The sequence below is a fragment of the Sphingoaurantiacus capsulatus genome (assembly GCF_042648405.1).
GTDB classification, from domain to species: Bacteria; Pseudomonadota; Alphaproteobacteria; order Sphingomonadales; family Sphingomonadaceae; genus Sphingoaurantiacus; species Sphingoaurantiacus capsulatus.
Window position 1 is genome coordinate 405,943 of sequence record NZ_JBHRXV010000011.1, and the last position, 18,327, is coordinate 424,269.

At 65.4% G+C, this 18,327-nt stretch carries 17 protein-coding genes; 2 read left to right on the forward strand and 15 right to left on the reverse strand.

All coding sequences use genetic code 11. The annotated features are described in order from the left end of the window. Positions 1–78: 78 nt before the first annotated feature. The 5 genes from odhB to mdh form a co-directional block, all read right to left on the reverse strand. Complete coding sequence (gene odhB / locus ACFOMD_RS14215) at positions 79–1,338, reverse strand: 2-oxoglutarate dehydrogenase complex dihydrolipoyllysine-residue succinyltransferase (RefSeq protein ID WP_380862504.1); 1,260 nt, start codon at positions 1,336–1,338, stop codon at positions 79–81. A gap of 139 nt (positions 1,339–1,477) precedes the next feature. Next, entirely contained in the window at positions 1,478–4,375 is a 2,898-nt protein-coding gene (locus ACFOMD_RS14220) for a 2-oxoglutarate dehydrogenase E1 component (protein ID WP_380862506.1), read from the reverse strand. A gap of 172 nt (positions 4,376–4,547) precedes the next feature. After that, positions 4,548–5,432: a succinate--CoA ligase subunit alpha gene (sucD, locus tag ACFOMD_RS14225; RefSeq protein WP_380862507.1), complete on the reverse strand. Its 885-nt coding sequence runs from the start codon at positions 5,430–5,432 to the stop codon at positions 4,548–4,550. Positions 5,433–5,435: 3 nt separating this feature from the next. Continuing rightward, positions 5,436–6,632 (reverse strand): ADP-forming succinate--CoA ligase subunit beta, encoded by a 1,197-nt coding sequence (gene sucC / locus ACFOMD_RS14230; protein ID WP_380862508.1) that lies wholly within the window; start codon positions 6,630–6,632, stop codon positions 5,436–5,438. 129 nt (positions 6,633–6,761) lie between these two features. Next, positions 6,762–7,724: a malate dehydrogenase gene (mdh, locus tag ACFOMD_RS14235; protein WP_380862510.1), complete on the reverse strand. Its 963-nt coding sequence runs from the start codon at positions 7,722–7,724 to the stop codon at positions 6,762–6,764. A 167-nt stretch (positions 7,725–7,891) separates the two neighbouring features. Between mdh and ACFOMD_RS14240 the strand changes: the two genes are divergently transcribed. After that, on the forward strand, positions 7,892–8,560 hold the full coding sequence (locus tag ACFOMD_RS14240) for a hypothetical protein (RefSeq protein ID WP_380862512.1): 669 nt from the start codon (positions 7,892–7,894) through the stop codon (positions 8,558–8,560). On the opposite strand, the gene zapE is transcribed toward ACFOMD_RS14240, so the two are convergent. The 10 genes from zapE to ACFOMD_RS14290 form a co-directional block, all read right to left on the reverse strand. Next, positions 8,557–9,666: a cell division protein ZapE gene (zapE, locus tag ACFOMD_RS14245; protein WP_380862514.1), complete on the reverse strand. Its 1,110-nt coding sequence runs from the start codon at positions 9,664–9,666 to the stop codon at positions 8,557–8,559. The two genes, ACFOMD_RS14240 and zapE, sit on opposite strands and share 4 nt — an antisense overlap. Then, positions 9,663–10,106, reverse strand: a complete 444-nt coding sequence (locus ACFOMD_RS14250; RefSeq protein WP_380862516.1) for a PaaI family thioesterase — start codon at positions 10,104–10,106, stop codon at positions 9,663–9,665. Before ACFOMD_RS14250 ends, zapE begins: the two co-directional genes overlap by 4 nt. Positions 10,107–10,150: 44 nt before the next feature. Then, a complete protein-coding gene (locus ACFOMD_RS14255) occupies positions 10,151–10,900 on the reverse strand; it encodes an alpha-ketoglutarate-dependent dioxygenase AlkB family protein (RefSeq protein WP_380862518.1) in 750 nt (249 codons plus the stop codon). Then, positions 10,884–11,708 (reverse strand): hypothetical protein, encoded by an 825-nt coding sequence (locus tag ACFOMD_RS14260; protein WP_380862520.1) that lies wholly within the window; start codon positions 11,706–11,708, stop codon positions 10,884–10,886. Before ACFOMD_RS14260 ends, ACFOMD_RS14255 begins: the two co-directional genes overlap by 17 nt. A gap of 190 nt (positions 11,709–11,898) precedes the next feature. Further along, positions 11,899–12,684 (reverse strand): succinate dehydrogenase iron-sulfur subunit, encoded by a 786-nt coding sequence (locus ACFOMD_RS14265; protein WP_380862522.1) that lies wholly within the window; start codon positions 12,682–12,684, stop codon positions 11,899–11,901. Positions 12,685–12,727: 43 nt separating this feature from the next. Then, positions 12,728–14,518, reverse strand: coding sequence for a succinate dehydrogenase flavoprotein subunit (gene sdhA / locus ACFOMD_RS14270; RefSeq protein WP_380862524.1), 1,791 nt, complete (start codon positions 14,516–14,518; stop codon positions 12,728–12,730). Next, the gene (sdhD, locus tag ACFOMD_RS14275) at positions 14,518–14,901 is read right to left on the reverse strand and encodes a succinate dehydrogenase, hydrophobic membrane anchor protein (protein WP_380862526.1); all 384 of its coding nucleotides are present in this window, start codon (positions 14,899–14,901) and stop codon (positions 14,518–14,520) included. Before sdhD ends, sdhA begins: the two co-directional genes overlap by 1 nt. A gap of 2 nt (positions 14,902–14,903) precedes the next feature. Continuing rightward, positions 14,904–15,302 (reverse strand): succinate dehydrogenase, cytochrome b556 subunit, encoded by a 399-nt coding sequence (gene sdhC, locus ACFOMD_RS14280; RefSeq protein WP_380862528.1) that lies wholly within the window; start codon positions 15,300–15,302, stop codon positions 14,904–14,906. Between the two features lie 96 nt (positions 15,303–15,398). Then, entirely contained in the window at positions 15,399–15,764 is a 366-nt protein-coding gene (locus ACFOMD_RS14285) for a DUF6285 domain-containing protein (RefSeq protein WP_380862530.1), read from the reverse strand. 1 nt (position 15,765) lies between these two features. Further along, complete coding sequence (locus ACFOMD_RS14290) at positions 15,766–16,758, reverse strand: phosphotransferase family protein (protein ID WP_380862532.1); 993 nt, start codon at positions 16,756–16,758, stop codon at positions 15,766–15,768. Positions 16,759–16,872: 114 nt separating this feature from the next. Between ACFOMD_RS14290 and ACFOMD_RS14295 the strand changes: the two genes are divergently transcribed. Then, the gene (locus tag ACFOMD_RS14295) at positions 16,873–18,237 is read left to right on the forward strand and encodes a methyl-accepting chemotaxis protein (RefSeq protein WP_380862534.1); all 1,365 of its coding nucleotides are present in this window, start codon (positions 16,873–16,875) and stop codon (positions 18,235–18,237) included. Positions 18,238–18,327 lie beyond the last annotated feature (90 nt).

Below are 18,327 nucleotides of genomic sequence, written 5' to 3' on the forward strand. Positions count from 1 at the left end.
TTTGGGTCAATCGCGCCCATATAGCGCGAAAACGGCCGCCGTCGCCCCCATGCGAGGCGACGGGCAGCCATAGCCTCGTCACATATCGAGCAGAAGGCGCGCCGGATCCTCGATCGCTTCCTTGACGCGAACGAGGAAGGTCACCGCCTCGCGACCGTCGATCAGGCGGTGATCGTAGCTCAGCGCTAGGTACATCATCGGGCGAATGGCGATCTGGCCGTTGCGGACCACCGGGCGGTCCTCGATGCGGTGCATGCCGAGCACGCCCGACTGCGGCGGGTTGATGATCGGCGTCGACATCAGCGAGCCGAACACGCCACCGTTGGAGATGGTGAAGGTGCCGCCCTGCAGTTCGTCGAGCTTGAGCTGGCCGTCGCGGGCGCGGCGGCCGAAGTCGCCGATCGCCTTTTCGGTCTCGGCGAAGGAGAGCTTATCGGCGTCGCGCAGGATCGGCACCACGAGGCCGCCCGGCGAGCTGACGGCGACGCCGATGTCGGCATAGTCGCGATAGACGATCTCATCGCCCTCGATGGCGGCATTGACCGACGGCACGTCGCGCAGCGCCAGGGTCACCGCCTTCACGAAGAAGGACATGAATCCGAGGCGGACGCCGTGCTTCTTCTCAAACATGTCGCGATAGGTGTCGCGCGCGGCGATCACCGCGGTCATGTCGACGTCGTTGAACGTCGTCAGCATCGCGGCGGTGTTCTGCGCTTCCTTGAGGCGGCGCGCGATGGTCTGCCGCAGGCGCGTCATGCGCACCCGCTCCTCATTGCGCGCGGCCTTCGGCGCCGCGGCAGCCGGCTTGGCGCCCGACGACAGCAGCTTCGCCGAGCCGTTGTCGATCGCCGTCAGCACGTCGGCCTTGGTCAGGCGGCCGTCCTTGCCCGAGCCGGTGATCGAGGCCGGGTCGAGATGATAGTCGCCGAGCAGGCGGCGAACCGCCGGCGAGATCGCGTCATAATCGGCCTCGGCCTCGGCCTCGGCAGCGGCAGGAGCCGCAGGCGCCGGGGCGGCAGCGGCAGGCTTCGCGGCCTCGGCCTTCGGCGCTTCGGCGGCCTTGGGCGCTTCCGCCTTCGGAGCGGGCGCCGCGGCGGCGGCACCAGCCTCGACGCGGGCGATCGCCGAACCGACGGCGACGGTGTCGCCCACGGCAGCGAGATGCTCGGTCAGGACGCCGTCGACCGGCGACGGGACTTCGACCGCGACCTTGTCGGTCTCAAGGCTGACGATCGGCTCGTCGGCCTTCACCGCATCGCCGGGCTGCTTCAGCCACTGGCCGACGCTGGCTTCGGTGATCGACTCGCCGAGCGGCGGGATGGTGACGTCGGTTGCCATGGTCTTCCTTGCGTCCAGATCGGCCCTCAGGCCGCCGTATATCCAACTCCGTCATCCCCGCGAAGGCGGGGATCCATTAACTCAACCGGTTGGCGGTAATGGATCCCCGCCTGCGCGCGGATGACGATATCTCTAAACCCTAGGCACCCAACGCCTCGGCAATCAACTGCGCCTGCTCGGCTGCGTGCCGCTTGGCAAGGCCGGTGGCGGTGGCGGCGGCGGCGGCGCGGCCGGCGTAGACCGGACGCTTCGGCGAGACACCCGCCTCGACCATCGACGCCTCGATCAGCGGCTCGACGAAGAACCACGAACCCGCGTTCTTCGGCTCTTCCTGCGCCCACACCACCGTCTTCAGCTTCTTCATGCGCTTCAGGCGCGTGACAAGGGCGTCGGACGGGAACGGATAGAGCTGCTCGACGCGGACGATCGTCGTCTTGCCGTCGTTCTTGGCGTCGCGCGCCTCGGCGAGGTCGTAGAACACCTTGCCCGAGCACAGCACCAGCCGCTCGACCGCCTCGTCGGCGGGCGGGTTCGGGTCGCTGAGGATGCGGCGGAAGTGGCTCTCGCCGGTGAATTCCTCGATCGACGACACCGCCAACTTGTGCCGCAGCAGCGACTTCGGCGTCATGATGATCAGCGGCTTGCGGAACGCCCGCACCATCTGCCGGCGCAGGATATGGTAATAGTTGGCCGGGGTGGTGCAGTTCGCCACCTGCATATTGTCCTCGGCACAGAGCTGCAGGAAGCGCTCGAGGCGCGCCGAGCTGTGCTCCGGCCCTTGGCCCTCATAGCCGTGCGGCAGCAGCATCACGAGACCGTTGGCGCGCAGCCACTTGATCTCGCCTGAGGCAATGAACTGGTCGATCATCACCTGCGCGCCGTTGGCGAAGTCGCCGAACTGCGCTTCCCACAGGGTCAGCGTCCGCGGCTCGGCGAGCGAATAGCCGTATTCGAAGCCGAGAACGCCGAACTCCGACAGCGGCGAGTCCAGCACCTCGAAATTGGGCGCGATCTGCTGCAGCGGCACATATTTCTGGCCGCTCTTCTGGTCGACCCAGACGGCATGGCGCTGGCTGAAGGTGCCGCGGCCCGAGTCCTGGCCGGACAGGCGGACGCCATAGCCTTCCTGCACCAGCGTACCGAACGCCAGCGCTTCGCCGGTCGCCCAGTCGATGCCCTGCCCGTTGCGGATCGCTTCACCTCGTCCCTCAACGACGCGCGCCAAGGTCTTGTGAATGTTGAAGTCGGCCGGAACGGTCGAAATCACCTTGGCAACCTCGGCGATGCGGTCGGGCGCGACGCCCGTGTCGCCGGCGCGGCGCGCGGTGACCGGGTCGACCGGACGGCCGAGGCCCGACCAGCGGCCTTCGAACCAGTCGGCCTTGTTCGCCTTGTAGGACGGCGCCGCCTCGAAATCGGCTTCCATCTTGGCGACGAACTGGTCGACGCTCGATGCGATCCAGGCGTCGTCGATGACGCCCTCGCGCTTCAGCCGCTCGGCATAGACCGCGCTCACCGGCGGGTGCTGGCGGATCTCGGCGTACATCAGCGGCTGGGTGAAGGCCGGCTCGTCGGACTCATTGTGGCCGAAGCGGCGGTAGCACCACATGTCGATGACGACGTCGCGCTTGAACTTCTGGCGGAACTCGGTCGCGACCTTGGTCACGAAGGTCACCGCCTCAGGGTCGTCGCCGTTCACATGGAAGATCGGCGCCTGCACCACCTTCGCAATATCCGACGGATAGGGCGACGAGCGCGCGAACTGCGGCGAGGTGGTGAAGCCGACCTGGTTGTTGATGACGAAGTGGACGGTGCCGCCGGTGTTGTAGCCCTTCAGCCCCGAGAAGCCGAAGCATTCGGCGACGATGCCCTGCCCCGCGAACGCGGCGTCGCCATGCAGCAGGATCGGCATCACCTCGGTGCGGTCATTGTCGCCGCGCGCCGTCTGCTGCGCGCGCACCTTGCCGAGCACCACCGGGTTGACGGCTTCGAGGTGCGAGGGGTTTGGGGTCAGCGACAGATGGACGGGCACGTCGTCGAACACACGGTCGGTCGAGGTGCCGAGGTGATATTTCACGTCGCCCGAGCCGCCGACATCCTCGGGCGTCGAGGCGCCGCCGGCGAATTCGTGGAAGATCACGCGGAACGGCTTCTGCATGACGTTGGCGAGCACGTTCAGCCGGCCGCGGTGGGCCATGCCGATGACCATCTCGCGCACGCCGAGCGCGCCGCCGTATTTGATGACGCTTTCCAGCGCCGGGATCATCGATTCACCGCCGTCGAGGCCGAAGCGCTTGGTGCCGACGTACTTGCGACCCAGGAACTTCTCGAACTGCTCGGCCTCGATCACCTTGGCGAGAATGGCTTTCTTGCCGTTCTCGGTGAACTCGATTGCCTTGCCGCGACCCTCGATGCGCTCCTGGATGAAGCGACGCTCCTCTAGGTCGTTGATGTGCATATATTCGACGCCGACGTTGCCGCAGTAGTTGCGCTGCAGGATCTCGACGATCTCGCGCACGCTCGCCTGCTGCACGCCGAGCGCGCCGCCGAGGAAGACCGGGCGGTCGAGGTCGGCGCCGGTGAAGCCGTGATACTCGGGCGTCAGGTCGGCCGGCAGCTCAGTACGCTGCTCGAGGCCGAGCGGATCGAGCTTCGACGCGAGATGGCCGCGCACCCGGTAGGTGCGGATCAGCATCATCGCGCGGATCGAGGCGTCGGCGGCCTTCTGGATGTCGGCGGTCGAAACGCTCGCGGCGGCGGCCGGTGCGGCGGCGCTGGCGCCCTTCTTGGCGGGCTTGGGCTCGACCTCCATCTGCATCGGGTCGAGGCCCGCGGTCAGATTGTCGGTCGGGGTCGGCGGCCAGTTCGGGCGCGCCCACGACGGGCCAGTGACGACGGTGCGCTCCAGCCCTTCGAAATAACGCTGCCAGCTCGGGTCGATGCTGCCCGGCGCGTCGAGATAGCGCTGGTAGAGCGCCTCCACGAACGAAGGCCCGACGCCTTCGAGCGCTTCCGGAAGATCGCCTTCAAAACCCATCACACCCAGTCCTACAGCCTGCGCCGCGCTCACATAAGCGCTTTGCCTTCGCGCGTCACCCCAAGAGCACGACAATCAAGGTCGTCATCCTGACGAAAGTCAGGATCTCCAGTTGCGTACTAGGCCGCTGGAGATCCTGACTTTCGTCAGGATGACGTCTGATGTGTGAAGATCAGCCCTTAAGAACTTCCATCAGGGTCGTGCCGAGCGCCGACGGCGAGTCCGACACGCGGATGCCGGCGGACGACATCGCCTCGATCTTGTCCTCGGCGCCGCCCTTGCCGCCCGACACGATCGCGCCGGCGTGGCCCATGCGGCGTCCCGGCGGCGCGGTGCGGCCGGCGATGAAGCCGACCATCGGCTTCTTCCGGCCCTTCTTCGCCTCGGACTTGATGAACTCGGCGGCTTCCTCTTCGGCCGAGCCGCCGATCTCGCCGATCATGATGATCGACTTGGTGGCGTCGTCGGCGAGGAACAGCTCGAGCATGTCGATGAAGTTGGTGCCGTTGACCGGATCGCCGCCGATGCCGACCGCGGTGGTCTGGCCGAGGCCGACCGCCGTCGTCTGGTGCACCGCCTCATAGGTCAGCGTGCCGGAGCGCGAAACGACACCGACGGTGCCCTTGAGGAAGATATTGCCCGGCATGATGCCGATCTTGCACTCGTTCGGCGTGAGGACGCCCGGGCAGTTCGGCCCGATCAGCCGCGACTTCGAGCCCATCAGCGCGCGCTTCACCGGGATCATGTCGAGCACCGGAATGCCTTCGGTGATGCAGATGATTAGCGGAATCTCGGCGTCGATCGCCTCGAGGATCGCGTCGGCCGCGCCGGGCGGCGGCACGTAGATGACGCTGGCGTCGGCGCCGGTGGCGTCACGCGCCTCGGCGACGGTGTCGAATACCGGCAGGTTGAGGTGGGTCGAGCCGCCCTTCCCCGGCGCGACGCCGCCGACCATCTTGGTGCCATAGGCGATCGCGGTCTCGGCGTGGAAGGTGCCGGTCTTGCCGGTGAACCCCTGCGTGATGACCTTGGTGTTGCTGTTGACGAGAATGCTCATCGGTCAGGCGGCCTTCTTCACTTCGGCGACGATCTTCTGCGCCGCATCCCCGAGATTGTCCGCCGAGACGATCGGCAGGCCGCTCTCGGCCATGATCTTCTTGCCCTCGGCGACGTTGGTGCCCTCGAGACGGACGACCAGCGGCACCGCCAGCTTCACCTCGCGCGCCGCCGCCACCACGCCCTCGGCGATGATGTCGCAGCGCATGATGCCGCCGAAGATGTTGACGAGGATGCCCTTCACCGCCGGATCGGCGAGAATGATCTTGAACGCCGCGGTCACCTTCTCCTTCGAGGCGCCGCCGCCGACGTCGAGGAAGTTGGCCGGGAAGGCGCCGTTCAGCTTGATGATGTCCATCGTCGCCATCGCGAGGCCGGCGCCGTTGACCATGCAGCCGATATCGCCGTCGAGCTTGATGTAGGCGAGGTCGTACTTCGACGCCTCGAGCTCCATCGCGTCCTCCTCGGTCTCGTCGCGCAGCGGCACGAGCTCGGGGTGGCGGAACATCGCGTTGCCGTCGAAGCTCATCTTGGTGTCGAGCACCATGAGCTTGCCGCCGCTTTCGGCGAGCGGATTGATCTCGATCTGCTCGCAGTCGAGCGCGACGAACGCCGCGTAGATCTGGCCGGTCAGCGTCTGGCACTGCTTGGCGAGATCGCCGCTGAGCGCGAGCGCCTTGGCGACGGCGCGACCATGGTGCGGCTGGAAGCCGGCGACCGGGTCGACGGTGATCGTGAAGATCTTCTCGGGCGTGTCGTGAGCGACCGCCTCGATGTCCATGCCGCCCTCGGTCGAGGCGACGATGGCGATGCGGCCCGTCGCGCGGTCGACGAGCATCGACAGGTAATATTCCTTGCCGATGTCGACGCCGTCGGTGACGTAGAGGCGGTTGACCTGCTTGCCCGCGTCACCCGTCTGGATGGTGACGAGCGTGTTGCCGAGCATGTCGGTGGCGTGGGCGCGAACCTCATCGACCGACTTGGCGAGGCGGACGCCGCCCTTGGCCTCAGGCGCCAGTTCCTTGAACTTGCCCTTGCCGCGCCCGCCGGCGTGGATCTGCGACTTGACGACATACAGCGGCCCCGGAAGCTTGCCGGCGGCGGCAACCGCCTCGTCGACGGTCAGCGCGGCGATGCCCTGCGGGATCGGAACGCCGAACTTCGCCAGCAATTCCTTGGCCTGATACTCGTGGATGTTCATTCGTCCACCATCCTTAATCGTCATCCCCGCGAAGGCGGGGACCCAGTCCTCAACAAGCAACCTGCCAGCTTCGCTGGCGCAAATTTCTCCGTGCTGGATCCCCGCCTTCGCGGGGACGACGGATAGAGCTTAGGCGAGGCTGCCGTCGATGTTCTTGCAGGCGACCAGCAGTTCCTTCACAGCGTCGACCGACACTTGGAAGTTGGCCTTCGCCTCGTCGTTGAGCTTGATCTCGACGATCTTCTCGACGCCGCCGGCGCCGATCACGACGGGCACGCCGACGTAAAGGTCGCTGACGCCATACTGGCTGGTGAGGTTCACCGCCGCCGGCAGGACGCGCTTCTTGTCCTTGAGATAGGCCTCGGCCATCTCGATGCCGCTGGTCGCCGGGGCGTAATAGGCCGAGCCGGTCTTCAGCAGCGCGACGATCTCGCCGCCGCCCGAACGGGTGCGCTGGACGATCGCGTCGATGCGCTCCTTGGTCGACCAGCCCATCTCGATGAGATCGGGGATCGGAATGCCCGCGACGGTCGAATATTCGACCACCGGCACCATCGTGTCGCCGTGGCCGCCGAGCACGAAGGCGGTGACATCCTGCACCGACACCTTGAACTCGTCGGCGAGGAAGTGGCGGAAGCGCGCCGAGTCGAGCACGCCGGCCATGCCGACCACCATGTGGTGCGGCAGCCCGGAGAACTCGCGCAGCGCCCAGACCATCGCGTCGAGCGGGTTGGTGATGCAGATGACGAAGGCGTTCGGCGCGTTGGCGGCGATGCCCTCGCCCACGGCCTTCATGACCTTCAAATTGATCCCGAGCAGGTCATCACGGCTCATGCCCGGCTTGCGGGCGACACCGGCGGTGACGATGATCACGTCGGCGCCCGCGATGTCGGAATAGTCGTTGGTGCCCTTCAGCTCGACGTCGAAGCCTTCGACCGGCGCACAGTGCGCGAGGTCGAGCGCCTTGCCCTGCGGCACGCCTTCCACGACGTCGAAGAGGACCACATCGCCGAGTTCCTTGGACGCTGCGAGATGCGCGAGCGTGCCACCGATGTTACCGGCGCCGATTAGAGCAATTTTCTTGCGAGCCATGGGCCTCTCTCGAAACTTCGTAGTTGAAAAGGCGACCGCGGAGCGCAGCCCGCCAAAGGCGCGGCCCGGATAGGACGTTTCCCGCCGAGGGGCAAGCGCAAGGGATGACGGGCGCGCAGTTAAATGCGATCTTCTCTCAAAGAGCGATCCTTGGGGGGACTGAAACCATGCTCACCGACCCGCGCAGCCTGTGGCGCGCCACCTTCGTTTTCGGCCTGCTGACCTTCGCGCTGTTCATCGTCAGCGCAGTGCGCGGCGTGCCCGACTGCAGCGTGCCGATGCCGGCGGCGATGCTCGACTTCGAGCTGGCGCTCGACCGGGCGGCGTTCGCGCTGGTGCTCGACTGCGCGCCCCGCCTCGCCGCGCTCGATCAGGCCAACATTGTCGATCTGCTGCTGTTCATGTGGGCATACGGCGGCCTCCTCACCTTCTTCGCGCTCGCCGTGGGGCTGCGGCCGTGGCTGGCGGTGTCGCTCGGCGCGCTGATGATCGCCACCGACTTCGTCGAGACGGTCACGCTGCGCTGGATCGCCGCCGGCTGGCCGCTGTTCGACCCGACCCTGGTGTCGCCGCTCGCCATCGCGGTGCGGGTGAAGTTTGTCGCGATCGGCATCGCCATGGTGCTCGCCGGCCTGTGGCTGGCGCGGTTCAAGACCGGCTGGGGCGCCCGGCTGGTGGCGCTGCTCAGCGTGATCGGCGGCGTCGGGTCGGTGTGGCTGATGTACAGCGACGGGCGGATGACCGGCACCGCGATGCTGGCGGTCGCGTGGATCGCCATCACCGTCTACGCTGGCGCCCGCACCCTCGGCTATCGCAAGGCGGCGAGCGCCGCCTAGCCGTGGCCCTCAGCCAGATAATCCGCCGACTGCATCTCCATCAGCCGCGAGACGGTGCGTTCGAACTCGAACGCGCCGTCGCCGGCCGGATAGAGGCTCTGCGGCGGCGCGTCGGCGGACATCAGCAGCTTGCAGCGATGCTCGTAGAGCGCGTCGACGAGCGTCACGAAGCGCGCCGCCTCGTTGCGGTTCTCCGGCCCCAGCTGCGGCACGCCGACGAGGATCACCGTGTGATAGCGCCGCGCCACCGCCAGATAGTCCGCGGCCCATAACGGCTGGCCACACAGCCGCTTGAACGAGAATACCGCGACGCCCTTCAGCGCCTTCGGCACGAACAGCGTCCGCCCGCCGGGCACGTCGATCGTCTCGGTCGGCACATGCTCCCGATCCTCGACCGGATGGTCGGTCAGCCGGAAAAAGGCCTCCGACAGGGCCGCGGTCGCTTCCGGGCCGTTCGGCACATAGTAGGTCGGCATGCCCGCCAATCGCTCCAGCCGATAGTCGGTCGGGCCGTTGAGGCTGAGCACGTCGAGCCGCGCTTCCAAGAGCGCGATGAACGGCAGGAACAGCTGCCGGTTGAGCCCGTCCTTGTAGAGGTCCTTCGGCGGGCGGTTGGAGGTGGTCACCACCGTCACGCCGCCGTCGAGAAGGGCTGTGAACAGCCGCGACAGGATCATCGCGTCGGCGACGTTGTTGACCTGCATCTCGTCGAAGCAGAGCAGCTTGGCGGAGCCGGCGACCGCCTTCGCCACCGCCGGGATCGGGTCCTCGCTCGACGCCTGCCGGTGCTGGTGGATGCGCGCGTGGATATCGAGCATGAACTCGTGGAAGTGGATGCGCCGCTTCGGCTCGACCGACGCTTCGCCGTAGAACAGGTCCATCAGCATCGACTTGCCGCGCCCGACCGCGCCCCAGATGTAGAGGCCGCGCGGGGCCGCCGCCGGCTTGCCGCCGAACAGCTTGCCGAGGAAGCCCTGCGACGGCGCGGGCGCCGCCAGTTCCTGCGCCAGCGCATCGAGCTTCAGCGCGGCGGCGCGCTGGTCGGGATCGGGGCGCAGCTCGCCATTGGCGACCAGCGCGTCATAGGCGGCAATTACCGCGCTCACAGCTGGCGCGGCACCTTGCGCAACGTCGCGGTGTAGGCAGCGACCTTGCCGCCATCCTGCTCGAGCAGCCCGCGGATGAAGATCAGCTTGCCCGTCTCGCGCAGCACCTCGCCGGTCCCGACGAGCGGCGTGCCGGGTTTGCCCGAGCCGAGGAAATGCGTATCGCAGGACAGGGTCACCGCGCCGAGCGTCTTCGACAGCAATGGCCGCGCCACCGCGAACAGCACCATGTCGACGAACGCCATGATGAAGCCGCCGTGCAGGAAGCCGAGCCCGTTCAGATGCCGCTCCTCGCCGATGATGGCGCATTCGATGCGGCCGTCGTCGCGGGTGCGGTAATATTGCGGGCCGACGAGGTCGGTGAAGCGGTTCTCGAAATGGCCGCGCCAAGCATACCAGCCGGCGAACGGGCCTTCGATCATGAGTTCGGGCGCGGGCATGCGGTGGGGATAGTGACCGGCACCGCTTTACGCAACGGCTGCTGTTAAGAGCCAATTTGCCGGAACGTCAGGTTAAATCTAGATCCATGCACACTCTTCCGCTTTGGGACTGAATGCTCCCAAAAATGCTGTAATGCCCCCCTCATGATGAGCACCGTTCCATGTTTGAGAGGTATTGAGAGTTTTGTTGATTTATTATCATTTCGCCTTAAGAGAAAATCTCTTGTCTCACCAAAATTCACCGAAGCAATAGTCGGATTTTCGCCAAGTTCTTTTTCATTATCTGCATGCCAACTCAGTGAATCTTCGCCATCTCGATACCAGTTCAACAGAACACTATTGAAATTTACGCCCGCACAATTTTCTACTGCGTGCTTTATATACAATAGGCCCTTGTTCCAACTATTTGGCTGCGATTTTATACCGGAGTACGTATAGGATTTACCTTCATCGCCATACCACGATGTCAATCGCGGAAGTGGCACTCGTTTTCCGTAGAAATTAATCCAGTCTTGCTTCCAACGTAGATTGGAGAAGGAGATTTTGTTAATATCATCCGAAGAAAGTTTCCGCCAATCGACATTTTTCCAGTCAAGGCTTTCGTTCTCTTGGAAATACTCTACTGATCTATCGCTTACTTTTCGATCAAAAAATCTCTCTGAGTAGAATAATTCTCCGTTTGGAACAGTGATGATGTAACCTCGAAGGTCCTCTCTCCAAACCGAGGCGTACCCCTCCTCCTGGGGAAGATCGATTGGACAGGCTTGCTTGGCATGCTCAAACAGATTCGACACGAGCGATATCCACCTTCAGGAACCAGCGAATAGCCTTCGATCGGCTAGGGTTGTCACACTCAAACCGGACAACCTTGGATTTCCGAACAGTAGCAGCCAAGCCGTTCCATGTACCCGCGATAGATGATCGCAACTTTTCTATTCTCGCGGACCCGCCATCGTGATCGCGATCGTGACTTATCACGATGACTGTGTGCTTCCCCTCCGTGAGCCCGGTGCGGAGCAGCGCAACTTGATCGAAGCCTGTGATATCCATCACATTTGAAAAAACGTGGACAGTTCGCACTTCGGAATCTGGCTGCAGGTGCTTCGCAGCCAGCTTTTGAAATGGCTTGCCAACGCAAAAGATAGGCGCCGCTGGGATCAGTGAGCGATACACCGCCTCGGCTCGAATTAGAGCAACCTCGGACGGCTCAACCAGTACGACCTGTTTTACCGCTTGCCGAAATGCGGCACCGTAGTGGTCAAACAGCAGAATGCCCGCGAGACCTTGACCGCATCCGTAGTCGATAAAGCGAAAAGGCTCTTTGCCAAGCGGCATTGCCGAGCAGGTTTTTTCCCACTGGCTTTGGATCATCAAGCCGTGGGAATAAAGGTACTGATCAAGGCATTCCTTGGAAGGAAGAATAGCGCGGCCCCGATCTAACTGATGTTGAGTGCCGTTTTGCGCGCCGAAGGTTTGCCTAAGCCAGTCGAAGGAAATCCGCCTTCCGTCTCGCGTTAACTGATCAATCGCAGCAACGGCAGGGTCCTGCTTGCGCAGGGCGGAAACCCTTTGCGGCGTGAGACTGTCAAAGTGAGATCCCATGCTTCCCCCCCCCCCCATCTCCGGCTCGCCAAGCACGTTATGCGCTGCGCACAGCTGAGTCGTAGGGAGAGATTCTAGCTGACACTCACAATTCTGCGTCCAGGATTCGACGATTCCTCACCCACAAACGCGTCCCCCGGCCTTCGCCGGGATAACGGAATGGTGTGTGCGAGCGCTGGGAGCGAACGGCTTAAAGCTGCCGCTCGATCATCATCTTCTTGATCTCGCCGATCGCTTCCGCCGGGTTCAGACCCTTCGGGCAGACGTTCGAGCAGTTCATGATGGTGTGGCAGCGGTAGAGGCGGAACGGGTCCTCCAGCGCGTCGAGGCGTTCGCCGGTCATCTCGTCGCGGCTGTCGGCGAGCCAGCGATAGGCCTGCAGCAGGATCGCCGGCCCCAGGAACTTGTCGTTGTTCCACCAGTAGCTCGGGCACGAGGTGGAGCAGCAGGCGCAGAGGATGCACTCGTAGAGGCCGTCGAGCTTCGAGCGGTCCTCGGGCGACTGGATGCGCTCCTTGGCAGACGGCGACGGCGTCACCGTCTGCAGCCACGGCTTGATCGACGCATATTGCGCATAGAAGTGCGTGAAGTCGGGAACGAGGTCCTTGACCACATCCATGTGCGGCAGCGGCGTGATCTGCACGTCGCCCTTCACGTCGTCGATCGCTTGCGTGCAGGCGAGCGTGTTCGAGCCGTCGATGTTCATCGAGCACGATCCGCAGATGCCCTCGCGGCACGAGCGGCGGAAGGTCAGGGTCGGGTCGATCTCCGACTTGATCTTGATCAGCGCGTCGAGAACCATCGGCCCGGTCTGGTCGAGGTCGATCGTATAGCTGTCGAAGCGCGGGTTCTCGCCCGTGTCCGGGTTCCAGCGATAGATTTTGAACGTCTTGGTGCGCTTGGCCCCGGCCGGCGCGGTATGCTTCACGCCGTCCTTCTTGATGACGCTGTTCTTGGGAAGCGAGAATTCGGCCATCAGAGCGCCTTTTCCTGAGCTGGCAGCTTGAAGATCGTCGGCATCAGTACACCCGCGCCTTGGGCTTGATGTACTCGATCTCTTCGGTGAGCGTGTAGGTGTGCACCGGGCGGTAATCGATCTTCACCGCGCCCGCGTCGAACCACGAGATGGTGTGCTTCATCCACTGGTCGTCGTCGCGGTTCGGGAAGTCCTCGTGCATGTGTGCGCCGCGGCTTTCCTGGCGGTTCGCCGCCGAATGCATCGTCACCACCGCCTGGCCGATCATGTTGTCGAGCTCCATCGTCTCGATCAGGTCGGTATTGTAGATAAGACTGCGATCGGTGACCGCAATGTCGGCCATCTGCGTGTAAACCGCGTCGATCTTGGCTTTGCCCTCGTCGAGCACCTCGGTGGTGCGGAACACCCCACAATTCGCCTGCATCGTCTTCTGCATCGCGAGGCGGATCTGCGCCGTCGACTGCCCACCCTTGGCGTTGCGGAAGTGATCGAGCCGGCCGAGCGCGAGGTCGGCCGAGTCCGACGGCAGCGCCGCATGGTTGCTGCCCGGCTTGATCAGCTGCGCGATGCGGTGGCCGGTGGCGCGGCCGAACACCACGAGATCGATCAGCGAGTTGGAGCCGAGGCGGTTGGCGCCGTGCACCGACACGCAGGCCGCCTCGCCCACCGCGAACAGGCCCGGCACCACGGTGTCGGGGTTACCGTCCTTCAGGGTGACAACCTCGCCCCAATAGTTCGTCGGCACGCCGCCCATGTTGTAGTGGACGGTCGGCACCACCGGGATCGGCTCGCGCGTCACGTCGACGGCGGCGAACACCTTGGCGGTCTCCGAGATGCCCGGGAGGCGCTCGGCGAGGATCGCCGGGTCGATGTGGTTCAAATGCAGGTAGATGTGGTCGCCCTCGGGGCCGACGCCACGGCCCTCGCGGATTTCCATCGCCATCGAGCGGCTGACGACGTCGCGCGAGGCGAGGTCCTTGGCGCTCGGCGCATAGCGCTCCATGAAGCGCTCGCCGGCCGAGTTGGTCAGGTAACCGCCCTCGCCGCGCGCGCCCTCGGTGATCAGCACGCCGGCGCCGTAGATGCCCGACGGGTGGAACTGGACGAACTCCATGTCCTGCATCGGCAGGCCGGCGCGCAGCACCATGCCGCCGCCATCGCCGGTGCAGGTGTGCGCCGAGGTTGCCGAGAAATAGGCGCGGCCGTAGCCGCCGGTCGCCAGCACGACGCTGTGCGAGCGGAAGCGGTGGATGGTGCCGTCTTCCATGCACAGCGCGATGACGCCGCGGCAGACGCCGTTCTCCATGATCAGGTCGAGCGCGAAATATTCGATGAAGAAGTCAGCGTCGTATTTGAGGCTCTGCTGGTAGAGCGCGTGCAGCATGGCGTGGCCGGTGCGGTCGGCGGCGGCGCAGGTGCGCTGCGCGGCCGGGCCGTTGCCCATGTTCTGCGTCATGCCGCCGAAGGCGCGCTGGTAGATCTTGCCTTCCTCGGTGCGGCTGAACGGCACGCCGTAATGCTCGAGCTCGTAGACCGCCGCCGGCGCCTCACGGCACAGATATTCGATCGCGTCCTGGTCGCCGAGCCAGTCGGAACCCTTCACCGTGTCGTACATGTGCCAGGTCCAGTGGTCCGGGCCCATGTTGCCGAGCGAAGCGGCGATGCCGCCCTGCGCCGCCACCGTGTGGCTGCGCGTCGGGAACACCTTGGTGATGCAGGCGGTCTTCAGGCCGCTCTCGGCGATGCCCATCGTGGCGCGCAGGCCCGCGCCGCCGGCGCCGACGACGACCGCGTCATAGGTGTGGTCGATGATCTTGTAGGCGGCGTCGGCCATCAAACGGCTCCGAAAGCGATCTTGAGGACGCAGAAGGCGGCGGTGAAGCCGAGCGCCAGCGCGAAGAAGCCGAGCGCGAGCAGCGACAGCACCTTGGTGCCCTCATTGGTGACATAGTCTTCGATCAGCACCTGAACGCCGAGGCGCAAGTGCCAGAAAACGCTCGCGATGAGCAGAAGCAGCGGTACCGCGGTCAGCGGCTGCTGAATCCAGGCGGTGACGGTCGGATGGTCGAGGACCGGCAGGCGGACCAGCGACACCACGAACCACACCAGCAGCGCGAAGTTCGAAAGCGCGGTCACGCGCTGCAGCCACCAGTGATGCGTGCCCGACTTGGCGGCGCCGAGGCCGCGGACGCGGCCGAGCTGGGTTCCGGTTCCCATCGTCAGAACCCCTTGTGGCTGTAGATGGCGAACCAGGTGAGCGCCGTCAGGATCACCGCGCCGACATAGGCGGCGGTGGCGCTGGTCTTCGCCGTCTTCAGCTCGTAGCCGGCGCCGGTGTCCATCACCAGGTGGCGCAGGCCCGACAGCATGTGCTGGAAGAAGCTGTAGGTGAAGCCGACGCCGACAATGTAGCCGATCGGCGAGCGGGCGACGCCGTAGAAGGTCTCATAGGCTTCCGGTCCAGTCGCGGCGGCGACAAGCCACCAAGTGAACAGCGGAATCGCGACAAACGCCATGGCATTCCCAGTAATGCGATGCGTTATCGATACGAGGGCGTGGACGCGCCACCGCCAGATGGAAAGATGCGGCGAGAGCGGGCGCGGACGCGCGGTGGCCATGAGCGAACCTCTACTGGCGTGCTGAACGGGAGTGCTTTTAGGCGCTTGTCGCCATCTGGCAACCGTTGATCGCAGCTATCCGTCGCATTGGCGCGCTCACTTTGGGTCGGCGAGCCGACGGTAGGTGGAGAATTTCGGGTTGTCGACGGCGATGCGCGCCCTCGTCGCCTCGAGCAGAGTGTCGACGACGCCGGGCGTTTCGGCGGTCAGCCGCCCTGCCCTGAACGCTTCGCACACCTCGCGGCGCAGCGCGGCTAGGTCGCCATTATGGCCGAGCAGCCGGGCGAGCGCCGCCGTCTCGACGATCTCGGGCTGTTGCTGCAGTTCGCGTTCGACCAGCGCCAGCACATTGCCGGCAACTTTGGCATGGAACGCCTCACGCCCCGACAGGCGCGATTCGATGGAGGCGAGATAGCCGCGCACGGCCTCGACCAGTTCGGCGGCGGTGGGATGGCCGGACATCTCAGACCTCGCCCTGCTTGAGGATGTGGAGGATATCGATCTCGGTCTCCGAGACCCGGCGCCCGATCGCCGCCATCTCTACCGATCGGCGCACGCCCGACATGTGACTGTGCGCGAGCTGGAGGCACATCACGCCCCAGCGCAGGCTGCCCCATAGTTCGAATACGCGCGCCAGCGATCGGTCGACCCTGCCGCCGGCCGCCGCATAGGCCTCGTAGAAAGCGTCGCGCTCGCCGAAGCCGCCGATGGGCTTCTGCCACTCGCCGAAGCGCCAGGTGTTGGTGCTGAGCCAGCCGATATCCTCCATCGGGTGGCCGATCTGCGCCAGCTCCCAATCGAGGATCGCGGTCAGCCCGCCCTCGCCCACGAGGAAATTGCCGCTGCGGAAGTCGCCGTGGATCAGCGCCGACGGCGCATCGGCGGGCAGCCGCTCGACCAGCCAGGCGAAGGCGAGATCGAACACCGGCGAATCGACGCCGTAGGAGCGGTAGCGATCGTACATCGCCGCCCGCGCGTCGGCGGGCGAGCCGACCGGCAACTTGAGATCGGCGACTTCGGCGATCGGGATCGCATGGAGTTTCGCCAGCGCGGCGGCGCACTGCCCGACCATCGCCTCGCGCGCCGCGGCATACTCCGGGAGGCGGAGATATTTGGGCGCGAGGCTCTCGCCGTCGATGCGCTCCATGACGAAGCCCTGCCCCAGCCCATCGCCAGCCTGCGGCACCGCGACGACCTTCGCTACCGGCAAACCGGCCTCATAGGCACGCATCTGGAGCGCCGCCTGCACCGCGCGGGTCATGCCGCCGACGCTGGCGGACTCTTCGGCCTCGTCGCGCTGGAAGATCAGCCGCCACGGCTTGCCGTCGCGCAGGGCCTCGACGCCGAAGGTCAGCGAGGCGGCGCCGCCGGTGAGCGCGGTCACTTTCTTGACGGTAACGTCCTCGCCCGTCTCGCGCCGCAGCAGGCGGGTCAGCTTGTCCTGTGTCTCGTCCATCGCCGGCGACCCTAGCGGCGCGGGCGGCGCTGGCAACCTGACGGCATAAGTAAGCCGTTAACCTAATTCGGGCATCACCGCGGATCGTAGAAGGATAAGCGGCGGGGATCGTACATGGCCAATTTCGAACGCGCGGAACGTCATTTCGCGCACCTTGCCGTCGAGCGCATCGGCTTCGAGGATCGTCGTCGCGCCTATGGCCTCGACGCCGAATTCGAGGCGGCGATGCGCGAAACCTGGGACGTGATCGCCGACGACGTCGACGGCATCGTTCAGGCATTCTGGGACCATTATCTGTCGTTCCCCGAAATGGCGCGGAAGATCGACACCGCGCTCCTCCCCAGGCTGGTCGCCGCCGGCACCGCCTACACGGCGGGCAAGCTCGGCCAGCCGATCGACCAGGCGTGGATCGACCGTATGGCCGGCCATGGCAGCGACATCGCGCGCACCGGTGCCCCAGTCTACATCGTCACCTCGTCGTTCGCCGCTTCCTACGCCTTCACCATCGACCTCGTGCGCCAGCGCATCAGCGACCCGGAGCGGCTGGCCCGCATCTACAAGGCGAGCGAGACGCTGGCGGTCGTCGAGACCGAGGTGATCATGACGCAGATCGCCAACATCCACCGCGCGCAGGTCGCGCACAGCACCCGTCAGCAGGCCGAGGTGTTCCGCCAGCAGGTGCTGAGCGTGATCCAGGGCGCCACGGCGCGCAGCAAGACAGTGCGCGGCCAGGCCAGCACGGCTGCGGGCAACACCCGCGGCATGCTCGGCAAATCGGCCGAGGTCGCCGCCGCTGCCGAACAATCGGCGACCGCGATACGCGAGGCGGCGCAGACCGCCGCCGGCCTGATCCGCGCCATCGAGGAAGCGCGCCGCGAGGTGGAAAGCGCCGCCCATATCGCGCACCGCGCCTCGGCGCAGGCGGTCGATGCGGTCGACACCGCCGTCAGCCTCGCCGCGCACTCGGAAGCCATCGAATCGATCGTCAGCCTGATCCGCGACATCGCCGGCCAGACCAATCTCCTCGCTCTGAACGCCACCATCGAGGCGGCACGCGCCGGCGAAGCAGGCCGCGGCTTCGCGGTGGTCGCGCAGGAAGTGAAGTCGCTCGCCGGGCAGACGGCTCGCGCCACCGACGACATTGCCAAGCAGATCGCCGCCATCCAAGCCGCGACCAAGCAGACCGTCACCGCCAACGGCTCGATCCGCGACACCGTCGACGAGGTGAAGGGCTCGGCCGAGCGCATCCGCAACGCGATGGACAATCAGGCGCAGACGGTGACGATGATCACCGGCTCGGTCGACGAGACCGCGCTGTCCGCCGATTCGATGTCGGCAGTGATCGCCTCGATCCGGCAGGCGACCGAGCAGGTGGCGGGCGAAATCGACGCGGTCGACAGCGCCTTCGCGCATGTCGACGACCAGCTTGTCGAGTTGCAGACGGCGGTCGGCCAGCTCATCGACAGCATCGCGGCGTAGGGCGTCCGCCGGCCCCGACATCCAAAAGCCGCGTCATCCTGACGAAAGTCAGGATGACGACAGGGAGATGACGACGAGGCAGGCGACGGC

Coding starts and splice junctions, on each gene's coding strand:
- sdhD (WP_380862526.1), bottom strand. CDS start 14,901: ATGGGAACCGGAACCCAGCTCGGCCGCGTCCGCGGCCTCGGCGCCGCC.
- ACFOMD_RS14285 (WP_380862530.1), bottom strand. CDS start 15,764: ATGTCCGGCCATCCCACCGCCGCCGAACTGGTCGAGGCCGTGCGCGGC.
- ACFOMD_RS14290 (WP_380862532.1), bottom strand. CDS start 16,758: ATGGACGAGACACAGGACAAGCTGACCCGCCTGCTGCGGCGCGAGACG.
- sucD (WP_380862507.1), bottom strand. CDS start 5,432: ATGAGCATTCTCGTCAACAGCAACACCAAGGTCATCACGCAGGGGTTC.
- ACFOMD_RS14260 (WP_380862520.1), bottom strand. CDS start 11,708: ATGGGATCTCACTTTGACAGTCTCACGCCGCAAAGGGTTTCCGCCCTG.
- ACFOMD_RS14295 (WP_380862534.1), top strand. CDS start 16,873: ATGGCCAATTTCGAACGCGCGGAACGTCATTTCGCGCACCTTGCCGTC.
- ACFOMD_RS14220 (WP_380862506.1), bottom strand. CDS start 4,375: ATGGGTTTTGAAGGCGATCTTCCGGAAGCGCTCGAAGGCGTCGGGCCT.
- ACFOMD_RS14250 (WP_380862516.1), bottom strand. CDS start 10,106: ATGCCCGCGCCCGAACTCATGATCGAAGGCCCGTTCGCCGGCTGGTAT.
- ACFOMD_RS14240 (WP_380862512.1), top strand. CDS start 7,892: ATGCTCACCGACCCGCGCAGCCTGTGGCGCGCCACCTTCGTTTTCGGC.
- sucC (WP_380862508.1), bottom strand. CDS start 6,632: ATGAACATCCACGAGTATCAGGCCAAGGAATTGCTGGCGAAGTTCGGC.
- ACFOMD_RS14265 (WP_380862522.1), bottom strand. CDS start 12,684: ATGGCCGAATTCTCGCTTCCCAAGAACAGCGTCATCAAGAAGGACGGC.
- odhB (WP_380862504.1), bottom strand. CDS start 1,338: ATGGCAACCGACGTCACCATCCCGCCGCTCGGCGAGTCGATCACCGAA.
- sdhA (WP_380862524.1), bottom strand. CDS start 14,518: ATGGCCGACGCCGCCTACAAGATCATCGACCACACCTATGACGCGGTC.
- mdh (WP_380862510.1), bottom strand. CDS start 7,724: ATGGCTCGCAAGAAAATTGCTCTAATCGGCGCCGGTAACATCGGTGGC.
- sdhC (WP_380862528.1), bottom strand. CDS start 15,302: ATGGCCACCGCGCGTCCGCGCCCGCTCTCGCCGCATCTTTCCATCTGG.